The following is a 12,804-nucleotide window of genomic DNA, read 5'->3' as shown; positions in this document are numbered from 1 at the left end:
TTTTGTGCTTAGCCCGCAAAAAACGCAGTAACCGAGTATTTAAATTATAAGGAAAGAATCCAATAATTTTTGAGTAATGAAAATTCTAGGCTCATATATTTATTTAACCCTGAAAATTTAACTTAGTTTTTTAACCAAATTTTCTTGAGTTTCTGGTGGACGACAGAGAAGAGCGAACCAGTAAATAATCCTCCCCATTTTTTTACTTCACATTTAACTACATAAGATCTCTCATGAAAGAAAAGGGGACTGAAAGATTTTCGAAGTCATATATATTAAAGTATGAAATTCTCATTTCATCGCTATTTGACTATTTTTTTAGTACACTTCATTATTAAATGTTAATACATCTAATTAATAAGTTAGATTAATAAACTTTATTAACAATAAATTTGATTGTCCTATTTAGGAAATATTTATATCTATTCTTAGAAACGTAGAGTAATTATGTTCGCATTATCTCCTTCTCTCGAAATTGGCTCCTATGAATATCTTTTAAATGAGAGAGTATCTTCCTATAAGCAACTTGTTGATTTAATTGAAAAATCACATGCAACTAGCTTGAGTGATTTAGTTGAAAAGGATATTGCACAAAAGTATTTAAATCTTGTTTTGGAAAAATTTAATAAAGCCCCTATTCCTAATCTAAACGTATTTATTAGAGGTACTATAGATTATTTATCTAAATTGAATGATGCTGAATATCCTCTTCCTCTATTATATTATCAAGGTAATCTTGATTATCTATATACTAGGGGAGTTGCTGTTGTAGGATCGAGAAAGCCCTCTGAGACTGGTATAAAAAGAACACAGAAATTAGTTAAAGAGTTAGTATCTGAGGATTTAACAGTAATTTCTGGATTGGCGTCGGGAATAGATACTGCAGCCCACAAAACATCTATAGAGTTAAAAGGTAGAACTATCGCTGTAATAGGCACACCAATTACTCATTTTTATCCCCCTGAAAATAGATCTCTTCAACAATTGATTGCACAGGATCATTTGTTAATCTCGCAAGTTCCAATTATTAGATATGAGAATGGAAATCCTAAAAGTAATCGCTTTAATTTTCCAGAAAGAAATAAAACTATGTCTGCAATCAGTGAGGCAACAATCATTGTAGAAGCGGGAAATACTTCGGGCTCATTAACACAAGCAACAGCAGCAATTAAACAAAAAAGAAAATTATTTATTCTTAACAATAATTTTGAAAATAAAAACTTAACATGGCCTGAAAAATTTGAGAAATTAGGCGCCATTCGTGTTAAAAGCACCAACGATATATTGGATCATTTACTTTGATGTATAAAATACTTGCTTTAGAAAATTGGGAATTAGAGAGAAATCGCTTTGCCCTAGAAGAAAAGGATAAATGTTATTATTATATGACATATGATTCATGGTCTAGTATATTTGATAATGAACAAAAACAGATCGTTTCGAATTTAAAAATTTCCCCCCAAGATATTCGTAAGAATCCCCTGAGAGAAAAGTACAAAACAAAGAGTATAGCGACTATTTCTGAATGGTTAATACAGACAATTAAGAAACATCCTGAATTAACTAATTTTTTATGGATCCCTGCTCCTCCATCAAAAGCACCTGGGGATGAAAATCATGATAATAGGTTAGTTAGAATATTAGAGTTGGTTAGTGCTGCTATTCCTGAATTTATTTTTTTTGACGCACTTTATGTTAAAAAATCTGTGGACGAAAGCCATAAGACAAATGAGAGAGATGTGCAGAAAAAGCTACAGAATTTAGGAATTGACGAGAATTTTATCAATAAACTTAAAAATAAAAGTGTTGTTATTTTTGATGATGTATTAACTACCGGCACAACATTTAAAGCTGCACAAATAAAAATTCATGAGATTGATAATGCCTTAAAAGTTATTGGTATTTTTATTGCCAAAGCAATAGCCACTTCGAATAGTATTATGTAATGTTTATTCTATTAGCCACGGTGAATTAAATATTTTCTAACCACGTGAGGACTAAATCTGGATAAAACCACTAATAATTACTATAAAATCTGATTAATCTCAAAATCAATTATAAAGTAGCTCTTGCTCATACCTAATAAGTAGTACTATTTCTGCTTTTGTTATATTATTGCCCACATGATAAAAATTCAGGCATAAAACAATCGAAAATGATTTTCTTAATAACAATCCTGCCTGTTGAAACAAGCTTTAATAACGCGCGCAAAATAAATACAACTTAATAATAAAAACCAAAAGAATATTAATTATGAAGTTCAACTCTTGAAACGCCGGTTTTTGATCTCGGCACTGGAAAATGGCAATAAAATGGTGGATTTTAGGTTCGCTAGTTGTTTTTTTGATTTTTAATGTCATTAAACAAACTCTGCTGTACATCGTTTATGGTAAAAAATTTACTTTAGGTTGGTGAAACGATTCATGAAAAATAAATTCATTTATATAGTTCTTAGCTTGATATTTGCACTATTTATAACAATTATCTGGCTTTATCAGTTCGGACCACTTTTAACTACTAATGCATCAGTATTTTTAGATACAAGTTTTGGTATGTCTCTTTCCGAAGTTCAGCGAGCGCTGAAAAAAAACAATGTTGAATTGGTTGATGGGACTACTTTTGAACACCTTAAATCAACTCCGGAAAGAAATATTTTTTGGGGTAAATATCAAGTACCTTTATTCCATGATAGTGAGTTTAAGAGAACACTATGGTACATGCCATCAATCGAAATGTATAATTCTAGAGTAGTTGCAGAATTTGAATTTATTGAAGATAAGCTTACTAGTATAGAAATTCAAATTTTTCCAATTTCTGATAAAAACGTCGTCCATATCATTGATGCAATTACTGAGTCACTGAAAAGTAGATATGAATTTAACGATAAAAAATTTAATCAATGGATGAAAATTATAAAGAACCGTTATAAAACTCTTAAGTTATCAAGTAATACAACCATAGATCGTTCTGGGGCTAAGCGACCCATAGATCTTCTTGCCGACCGCCCTGAGCTGAATAAAAATGTAAAATTAGCATATAATCTGATATTAAAAAATAAATTATCACGATTGAATTTGTGGCTCAATTTATCAGATCAGTATAATCCAATAATAAAAGTTAGCATTTTTCCTACTAAAACAAATAAATACAAAATCAAACAAAGAGAAAAAAATGCATTTAGTTAACTAGCTGTTGTTGATCGCACTTATGATTTTACTTCAATCAAGAAAATATCGATGGTCTGATGGAAAAGTAATTTACCTAAATGTTGGTACACCATTGTTAATAAGAGCAACTACGTCTAGAAAAAGATTGATTGATTTAGAGTTAGTTTGGCATTCAAATTAACAATTAATAGAAACCTATTCTTTTATATTAGACAAATAAACAGAGTAATTTCGGGCTCTTTCAGTTAAACCATCTAAATTCATATGCGACAATTTTTGAACAATAGATTTTTTTTCTAAATTTTGATCTAGTTGAGGCTTTACCCAAAGCATAAATAAGTCATCTTCTGATAATAGGTTATTTACATCATTTCCTTCATCAAGAAGCAGCTCAATAGCGCAGGATACAAGCCATTTTGACGGATTGCTCTCGCCACTAGCCATACTCTCAAGAGCTTTAGGCGAGTAGCTTTTATCTTTTCCAAAAAGAGATTTTGCCTTTTCATATAATTTTTCTGATCTATTATGAACATGCAATAATTCTGCAAATACACCTTGTATTTGGGAGCTGTAATCAATTTTCTTATACTCAGCTATGTTTGCCTTTTCTAATATTGAAAAAGCCTCTGTTTTGCTCTCATTGCTTAATTTTGCGGTACTGATTTTCATTTGTTGGATGATATTCAGAATAATAGGGTCATAAACGTTAAGCTCCACGTTTTCCTTATTGCAAATAATACTTAATTCATTGAGAGCGTGGATTAAGCTTATAGGAAGCCTTAATCTGAATTCAGTGAGCACATCATTGATTTCTGGCTTTATATGTTTGTTCACAGCATCAATATTGTGAATAAACTGTTTCAATTCTGTTTGTTGCGCTACTGTTAACGCCTCCCAATTTTCAAAGGCATTTGTATTGTCCAAACTAAAAGATCCATAAATAGTCTTCAAATCAGGCGACTTAACATAAACTCGCGCAGGCCGACGTAAATTATGTTTTATTTCAAATGCTAATAATTTTTTCATTAAAGTATTCATCTTTTTTATTACTTAATGATGATGCTAGAGAATCAAATCAAAAAAGTCAAATAAAAAGATATAATAAAAACATCTAATTATTAGATATAATTAATTGACAATTTCTTGGGAATTTGCGATACTTATCTTGTCCATTAGGGACATCAATAACCAAAGGAAATCATTATGAAAAATTTTATTAGTATGGATGTGTTACGTTTTAAAGCCCCTTCCATTTTTACTCAAGCAAAAGCTGAATACACCAGTGAGAAATACCAGCATATTTCTACGAGCAATGTAATTGATGGGTTAATTGCAAAAGGTTTTTATCCCACTTGGGCAGCTCAAAGTAATTGCCGTTTAGAATCTAAAAAACCATTTACTAAGCACATGATTCGTTTTCGTCATTGCAATACAGCCCCGTCATTTTCAATGCTTTTCCCAGAATTGGTTTTAGTCAACTCTCACGATGGATTATCCTCGTATCGACTAAATGCTGGATTATTTCGTTTGGTCTGCAGTAATGGTTTAGTCGCTGGTCATTCCTATGAAGAAATTAGAGTGCGTCACCAAGGGGATATTGTGGGTAACGTCATTGAAGGCACTTATCAAGTCGTGGAAGAAACACAAAAGATGATTGATGCAGCAGAAAAAATGTCACAAATTAAGCTGAGCAATGATGAGAAATTATATTTTGCCGAAGCTGCTCACTCACTAAGATTTGACGATAACCCTATGGGGCAGATCGTAACACCTGATAAATTTCTTAAAGTGCGCAGAAGCGCAGAAGCCAACGCAAGCGATCTGTTTTCTGTATTCAATGTTGTTCAAGAAAATGTGATAAAAGGCGGATTAACTGGCTATGCAAGAGAACGGGGACAGTTTAAAAGAGTTCGTACCCGTGAAGTTAAGGGAATTGATCAAAATATTAAACTCAACAAAGCTCTATGGACTCTCGCTGAAAAAATGCTGCAATTAAAGCAATAAAATAACTACCATAAAACGCCTTGAGAATGCCCAAGGCGTTTCTTATCTTAAAAGTGCAACATAATAATGCTTGTATCAATTTCAACTTTTATTTTTTTCAGGTTGGTTTACGTTCCGTAATTCAAGGCATCATATTCTTTTTTAATATTATAAATTCTTAACACAGTTACTATCTATTCCAATAATCAAATGAATTAAATTGATTATTGGAATGCATATTGCTAAAGCCGGAAGGATTATTAATATGATGATGTATTGAGTGGTTGAAATTAAAACCAAATGGACTCCCTCCCGCATCATACGAACCTATCATGGGCAAACCAGTAACAGGATTTACTCTAAAAGTATCATGTGGATTATTATTAATTAATTGCTGGTGGTTAATAGAAAGATGCTCACTCTGATTTAATACACCATGCCCTTTAATATTAGGTAAAATATGTCGTTTAAAAAATTCATTTTCCATGTAATTAAAATTAGCATCTTTTGATGTAATGGCTTTTTGATATTCGAGATAACCTGGCGGTGGTTCTAATACAAAATCCTTAATTCGAATAAGCAATTGTATTAGTTTTTTTATATGGTCAATTAACACATCCTTTTGAAAAAATAGTTTCATTTTTTTATCCCACTTTACAATTAATCCCTTCACAAACGCGCAAAGCTTCGCGCTCTTTATTTATTCTCTAGTCCAATATTCTAACCATACTAATAGTAGTACTTCATAAGGATTGTGCCTAGTTGTATTTTCTGACTCTACACACACCACGCAATGTAATTGCTTTAAAGAATTTGCACATAACCATATGATTTATATATAAATAATTCAATAATCCTTTAATAACTAGTAATTTAAAGTTCAACCCCAATGTATACAATTGTATACATGAACCCCTAATAAATCAAAGGGTATCAAATTAAAAATACAGTTGTATACATAAATAATACTATTGTATACTTATATTGATTCAATAAATGAGCCCCTGTATGAAAGAAAATGATGTTATTACCTTGCGTATTTCAGAATATGAGCGAGAGTACTTAAATAAAATTGCACATCAATTTGATTTACAAAAGCGTGGCTCATCAGACATTTCGCCTGCAAAAGCATTAAAATTTCTTTTAGAATTTTGCTTACATAATGAGATTTCACCACAGAGAAAAAATGAAAATCCATTACAAGATATAAGAAAAATGATTGAACAAATTCATGCATCCATACCCCATTTGATGTATCACAATCATTATCAAAGTTTAGTGATTTCATCCAAAATTAATGACGATTCTTTGAAAGAAATAAAGCAAAAAACCATCGAATATTTAAACGATAACTTCTCGGGATTTCAAAATAACTCTTACAAAGAAGTTCGATTTAAAATGAACGGAATAGGCCTTAAAACAGTACCTATAGAAGAAGGTGTGTCGTTATGGAAATAACTATTGATATTGGCGCAGATACGCGACATTCGTTGAATAAAATAGCAAAAATGAATAGTACTGAATTAAACGTAACTGCAGCAGAAATGCTGTCATTTGGTGCACGTATTTATCTACAATCTTTAGAAAAAAAGACAGATGAATCGACTCAATTACTACTCGAAAACAGTGTTCGTTCAGTACAAATTATTACTGAAGTTTTATACAGCGTATACAACAAGGAATTGTCAAAAATTGGGGCTTATGATGCAGAAACCGCATTAGCAATGATTGAACGAATGCTTCCAAATTTATTAAAGAGTATTTCTTAAATCTCACGCTCCATTTCTCGATTAGGCAGTGGTTTATTAAAAGTACGATTACATTCTACAAACTCCCTCTGATGCACACGCTCTTTAATTCCATTAATTAACCCTTGATTGAGCCGTATAAACTCATTGTCATTTTGTGTATTTAGTTTGCGATCGTGCTTTATCAACGACTGGATATTCTTGTCTTGATTGATTTTTTTGAGCTCTAGTTCTTTGTTTTCTAAAGCACATTGTTTTTTAAATTCATCTAAGCTCATGAGCCGGCTTAATTGTTTTTTAAGCTCCTCCCTTCCTTCTTTAACAAGCACATCATTTAAATCGGTATTTTCTTTTTTAGGGATCATAAGGGATACCTGGATACCATAGTCATGTAATTTTTCAGCGGCTTTTATAATCGTATTAGTTTGTTCATTTTTTGCATATTTATAGGTATCTTTTCCATCATTATCCAGACAAATAACCACATGTTTAGGACTATCTTTTGGATCAATATTTGAAAAATTGGCTTTCCCCAAGACAGCATAGACACGCGCATGTTCATTGGCTTGAAGGATGCTTAATCCTGTCTCTACACCTTCGGTAAAATACGCAATATCGCCTTTGCCTTGATGATTTAAATTGACAAAATAATTATTGATTAAGCCAAATGTTTGTTTTACAGAATCACATGACTTATCTTTATTAGCAGAATTAGGATCTAATTTGGTGATCTGAACATGGTGTATATTGCCCTGCTCGTCTTTACTAAACGCCAATAGCGCGGGAACATGCTTTTGCCCATCCTGAGTCTTGGTGTATACAGAACGACAAAACCGTAAATCTGCATGCTCATAATGAGCCAGTCCACGATGAATAATTAAGTACTTTTCGGCGATGGTGCCTCGAATAGGTTGTGATTGTTGAAATAACCTTTGAGCCAGTTGACGTTTCCCTTCTTTGACTTCCCTCTCTTTTTTCTCATCCAATTTTTGCGGTACTTTACGTTCGTATTCAGGAATATAATGAATGTATTGCGCTGCATGCTCTAGGGTTTCCTTAAAATCGGACAAACCCTTCTCACGTTCAATAAGATGAAATAAATTACCCGACTCCCCTGTCTCAAAATGATGCCAAAGGCCTGAATCAAGATCAATTTTCAAGCTTCCTTTGGCTCCATATCGATATTCAAATTGGGTTGATAATCGATAATTCGGCTCTCCTAAAAGGCTTTTTACTAAAGAATCAGATACGTTCAATAATCCTTTATACAGTTCATCCGCGTTAATAGACGGCTTTTGAAAGGACTCATATTTTTTTACGGGTCGAGAATCGTTTCGCTGTGCCCTAGCTTCATCCAAAATGGGTTCTTGAGCACGATCCATGAGCTGCGTACTGATTCGTTGCTGTTTCTGTTGCTTCAAGTGGTAAGCCTCTTCAGTCAATACAGCAGAGGTTTTATCTGCATCACGTTGTTTTAAGGGATCCTCAAGTCTATTGACCAACCCTTCAAAATTATCGGTATAAAAGGTTGCTTGATGACTGGCGCGAGTTGCATCAATTTCATGAGATCGGTGGGTGGTTACCACAAGTCGATCTTCCAATTCCAAGGCAATCATGAACTTGGATGTAGCGCCCTGGCTAGAATAGGCTGTATTTGTATAAGCGTAATCCCAATGAAGATCTGCTTGTTCCTTTAAATTAAGCGTGACCTGATTTTTATGGTTGCTTAAACCTACTGACTCACCAAAAACCTGTGTGACCGTATATTCTTCATTGGCAATAATGCCGCGAGCATCATCATTTCGTTTTAATCGAATCCGATCCCCTGAGGCTAAAGGCCGTTCGTGCAATTTGTAAAAGGAAGGCATTGTTTTGGGTAAAATAGAAGCACTGATTGTAAACGCAACCTGCGACTCATCAACACAGAACAATTTATTTGATTCACTATCAATGGCTTTGATAGTGAAATACTCATCCTTTTTAGCCACTGAATAGTTTTTACCAAACCGAATGACATCACCTGGTTCAAAAGAATGCGCCTTTACTTGGTCCGCTTGATCCAGGCTGATTGGAAATAAGCGCTTACACAGTACATCTTGACTGTGTAATTGATGTTGTTTGCGCAAACCATCACGGAGTAACACTTCAATGGGTGTTCTGTCCTCATGAGCATGGGCAACTATTAGTGTATTTTTTTGACACTCAGGGGTTCGGCTGAGAAAATCGTCAGCGATAGCGCGATAAATGGATGTGTAGTCCTTTTTTCCTTCCTCATCAATACAATTAATTTCAACCAGTGATGAATGGTTCAATCCATGTATCGGTGTTTTTCGCTGTACATACTCTTCCGGAGCGATGTTTTTTATGAGCTCAAAAGCCTGACCAATTTCTCTACGTGATGCAAACTCTGCTGCTTTTTTTAATTCAGGATTCGGATTTTGGCGCACAATTTCCGTCATAAACGCTGTTTTTTGCGATTGGCTTTTGATGGTAAGCTCATGAGGAATCCCTGAAGCCAGCGATTGCAACTGTGTAATATCCCCTGTAAATACCATACGAGATTGGGTGTCAATGCACTTTTGCTGCAAAGCATGGTACTTCTCATTATCAATCATGGAACTTTCATCCACAATGACTAAGTGATTAGCACCTAACCCACCGTCATTGCGTAAAAAACTATCCACGGTCTGCGCCTTGATGCCATTCACATTAAGCTCTTCTACAGCCTTATGCGTCGGTGCAACTCCAAGGACTTGAAACTGATTGCTTTGCGCAATGTCTTTCACATGCCGCATCATCGTGGTCTTGCCCACACCAGCAAGCCCTTGAATGGATACAAAGCGGTCGGAGGTACTCACCACCAATGTGATGGCATCTTTTTGCCCCTGCGTTAGGGTTTCAGGTAAAGATAGTAGCTTTTGTACAGACGGCTCAATAGGCTGTACCGTATTTTGCTCTTGGTAATTAGCCTTAAGTATCGCCGCTTCAATGTGTAACGCTTCTTTAGTCGTCCAATAGGTATCCAAATACACCAAAGAATCGGCCATTCTCGCTTTCAGTAATGGGGCAATGTCTTCGAAATCTGCTTCTCCTAATGCATGCATTAACGCATGGGTCATTAAATCACTGTGTTTAAAGGCTGCATTGCGTTCGGTGCATTTAGCAAGCGCATACGTGAGCGCTGTAGCTGCAATGCCCTCTTTGTCTTCTGATTTAAGCTCAAGATGGTGACTTAACAAGTTGATTTCTCGTGCCAAAGCCTTATTGGCATAGGCTATATCACGGTAGACTAAATCGGGCTTTTTTTGTTGCACCTCATAGGCAGTCCATTTCAATTGCTCACGCTCTAAAAAACGCTGCGCCTTTGGTTCGTCATCCGTAAATAAGAGTACCTGTTGCGCGTTTTCACCAATTTCTCCGATGAGGTTACGATTGAGCTGGTACGGTTTTGCCGCCACAAGCACTTGAGTGGTTTCTGGTTTTATCTCATGCGGTTTTTTACAATAATCATAATTAAAATGGTGTTCGGACAGCACTTTATTAGTCAAAAATATGGTGTTGGACTCATGGCGTACATAAATGCCTTCTTCAGTAATTTTTGACACAACAAAGGAACTTTTGGGCGCATATTTAACGCGCTGATGGTATAAAGACTGTTCATTGATTAACCGCTCCCCAACAGCGACTTCCAATATTTTTTCTCGTGAGACACGATAGTCTTCTTTGGTATCATAAGCAAACAAGCTTGTCTTGCCCTGGGCATTTTCTAACTGCAGCCCATTGGCATCAACACCACATACCTTATAATGTTTCGGTGCTCGCCCTTCGTTATAAAACGTAATGTTATCGCCCACTTTATAAGAGTGGGCGTATCCTTTTTCCATTTGAGTTAAGGAAACTGTCGCAAGAACCGCTACCTTTTTCACTTGCCTGGATAACTGCCCTTGCTGCACCAGCCCTTCTCGTATCTGGCGCGTTATGGCCTCTTTTTGTTTGCTATTCAAAACAACCAGCGCACTTTTTTGTTGCTGTTCTGGCGACAACTGAAGCCAAGCGGCACTCATGGATTCATTGACTTGTTTCCCAACTGAGAGCTTCAGTTCTCCTTTAATAGGAGTTGTTAACGATTGATACGAATGAATGCCCTGCTCTTTTAAAACCTTAATGGGATTTCCTGCACTAAAACCCAAGGTTCCTGCCGCGTTATTCAATAAAATGAGTTTACTTTGACTTGCTTGAGTAATATCGCTTAACGCAGATAAATCATCAAAAGAAAGTTTTTGCGCATCATGAACAATCACTAAATCTTGCTTTGCTTTCGTAAACGGTGACGTTTTGATGCGTTTTCCATAATGATATTGAAACCCAGATACCGTATGCACAATATCGTCTTTAAACAAATTTTTAATCCTGGAAATGAATCCTGTATCTAAATGTTTGATGTCTGGTCGAAGTTGCTGTGTTTTTAGGCTACCAGGATGCAACACATAGGAATTGAGTTGGTTGGCTTCTGCAAGATGCACCATGTCTTGAATCAGCTCTTTCTCGCACCGAAAACCGGCTACATCAATGATTTGAATGCGCTCGTCATTTTTAAATACCGAAGAGCTGAGCCCTTGATTAGGCACTTTAATCGAAAAACTTGCTTTTAATTCGTTGGTGGTTTTTGTAATAAAATTCCTTTCGCGGGCAAGAAGAGACGCCGTTGTATAATACTCCAGGGATTTCCCCTGGATAGTCTCTGTAGATAGCAGAGATTCAATTTCCTGTTCAATGTCCTCATGCCCCACAAGACCTGCTGAAAAAGTCATAGCCTGGCGCACCAAAGCCCCATGCTGGATTTGAGTGGAATATTCTGACAAATGAACCAGTGCATCATTCACGGCCTTTTGCGCATCAGGGCTTAAAGGAGTAATGTGCGTGTTTTTAACCGCTCCTCGTCCAATATTTAATTTGGAGTCCTGGATTATCCCCCTCAAATCAATACCAAGCTCTTTAATTTCTTCTACCCACTGTTGATGCAGTGCTTGGCTGTCTATTTCCATTTTTGGGTTGCGCGTCGATAAATTAGATTTCTCGGCAGCCTTTGCACTGTTTGTGCCGCGTTCCTTCATATCATCAAGAATCTGTACACGCCTTTTGGATGTAGCAGTAATAGCTTCATCACTAAAACCTACCACTTCAAAATTACCGTACCTGTCTTTAATGCGAATATCATAGCCCAGCTCCTTAACTTTTTTCGCTAAAGAGGACATGTACACCAATCCCAAATAATGCTGATTGGAATAAATTAATTCACGAAAACCATGATCCAGATGTTCTTTATCATTTTTTGCTCGCGAGGATAAAGAACGCCATAATCCATCCGAACGTTCGGTCATGTTGAGTATGGGTACATGCGTGTGCAAATCAGGATCTAATTCACGTGACGTTGTATGGACAAACATAGCTGCTACTAAATTACGGGTTTTTTCAAAGGTGGTTTCACCATTAAATGTAATGCGTGCTTCTGCGGCGAGTTGTTCAATGCGACCAAAGGTAATGTTCACAGATTCTTGATGGGCTTGAAGCAAGCGCTCGTCCTGTCCCACCAAGGCTAAAATGGATACGGACTTAGGTGCAGATAAAGTCACATCGGTTCCAGGACGATGCTGACGCTCGCCCTTATCGATAATACCCAGTAATTGCCCACTGGGTAATTGTCCGTCTAGTAATTGCAGAAATTGCGACGGCTCAATTTGGCCGGACAACTGTAACTTTTGTGCGCCATTGCCTATCCATCGTGAAAGACTATTAAGCGAATCCCGATCGCTTAAATAATAATTATCTTGATCAGTGTAATAATGCACCGCGTCTTTGGCTGTACTTATTTTATTTAAGGTCAGCATCATACCTCCCTGGATGAC

9 protein-coding genes are annotated in these 12,804 nt (G+C 35.9%); 6 read left to right on the top strand and 3 right to left on the bottom strand.

Translation table 11 applies throughout. The annotated features are described in order from the left end of the window. Window positions 1-447 precede the first annotated feature (447 nt). The 3 genes from DGG96_RS15465 to DGG96_RS15455 all read left to right on the top strand — a co-directional run bounded on the left by DGG96_RS15465 (window position 448) and on the right by DGG96_RS15455 (window position 3,185). Window positions 448-1,302: a DNA-processing protein DprA gene (locus DGG96_RS15465; RefSeq protein WP_110143548.1), complete on the top strand. Its 855-nt coding sequence runs from the start codon at window positions 448-450 to the stop codon at window positions 1,300-1,302. Further along, the gene (locus DGG96_RS15460) at window positions 1,302-1,946 is read left to right on the top strand and encodes a phosphoribosyltransferase (protein WP_110143547.1); all 645 of its coding nucleotides are present in this window, start codon (window positions 1,302-1,304) and stop codon (window positions 1,944-1,946) included. Before DGG96_RS15465 ends, DGG96_RS15460 begins: the two co-directional genes overlap by 1 nt. A 477-nt stretch (window positions 1,947-2,423) precedes the next feature. Next, window positions 2,424-3,185 carry a hypothetical protein gene (locus DGG96_RS15455; RefSeq protein WP_110143546.1) on the top strand — a complete coding sequence of 254 codons (762 nt, stop codon included), beginning with the start codon at window positions 2,424-2,426 and terminating at the stop codon, window positions 3,183-3,185. 177 nt (window positions 3,186-3,362) lie between these two features. On the opposite strand, the gene DGG96_RS15450 is transcribed toward DGG96_RS15455, so the two are convergent. Next, entirely contained in the window at window positions 3,363-4,193 is an 831-nt protein-coding gene (locus tag DGG96_RS15450) for a hypothetical protein (RefSeq protein ID WP_240610469.1), read from the bottom strand. Between the two features lie 177 nt (window positions 4,194-4,370). Between DGG96_RS15450 and DGG96_RS15445 the strand changes: the two genes are divergently transcribed. Then, window positions 4,371-5,171, top strand: coding sequence for a DUF932 domain-containing protein (locus DGG96_RS15445; RefSeq protein WP_110143544.1), 801 nt, complete (start codon window positions 4,371-4,373; stop codon window positions 5,169-5,171). A gap of 169 nt (window positions 5,172-5,340) precedes the next feature. On the opposite strand, the gene DGG96_RS15440 is transcribed toward DGG96_RS15445, so the two are convergent. Beyond that, window positions 5,341-5,790 (bottom strand): hypothetical protein, encoded by a 450-nt coding sequence (locus DGG96_RS15440; protein ID WP_110143543.1) that lies wholly within the window; start codon window positions 5,788-5,790, stop codon window positions 5,341-5,343. Between the two features lie 356 nt (window positions 5,791-6,146). On the opposite strand from DGG96_RS15440, the gene DGG96_RS15435 reads away from it, so the two are divergent. Together DGG96_RS15435 and DGG96_RS15430 are read left to right on the top strand one after the other, a co-directional pair. Beyond that, complete coding sequence (locus tag DGG96_RS15435) at window positions 6,147-6,608, top strand: hypothetical protein (RefSeq protein WP_240610468.1); 462 nt, start codon at window positions 6,147-6,149, stop codon at window positions 6,606-6,608. Then, the gene (locus tag DGG96_RS15430; RefSeq protein WP_110143541.1) at window positions 6,599-6,919 is read left to right on the top strand and encodes a hypothetical protein; all 321 of its coding nucleotides are present in this window, start codon (window positions 6,599-6,601) and stop codon (window positions 6,917-6,919) included. The genes DGG96_RS15435 and DGG96_RS15430 overlap by 10 nt, the downstream gene beginning before the upstream one ends. Here DGG96_RS15430 and traI read toward each other — a convergent pair. Then, on the bottom strand, window positions 6,916-12,789 hold the full coding sequence (traI, locus tag DGG96_RS15425) for a conjugative transfer relaxase/helicase TraI (RefSeq protein WP_240610467.1): 5,874 nt from the start codon (window positions 12,787-12,789) through the stop codon (window positions 6,916-6,918). The two genes, DGG96_RS15430 and traI, sit on opposite strands and share 4 nt — an antisense overlap. Between the last annotated feature and the right edge of the window lie 15 nt (window positions 12,790-12,804).

The organism is Legionella qingyii (assembly GCF_003184185.1).
Note: the sequence above shows the minus strand (reverse complement) of the source record. Positions and strands in the feature narration are given on the sequence as shown.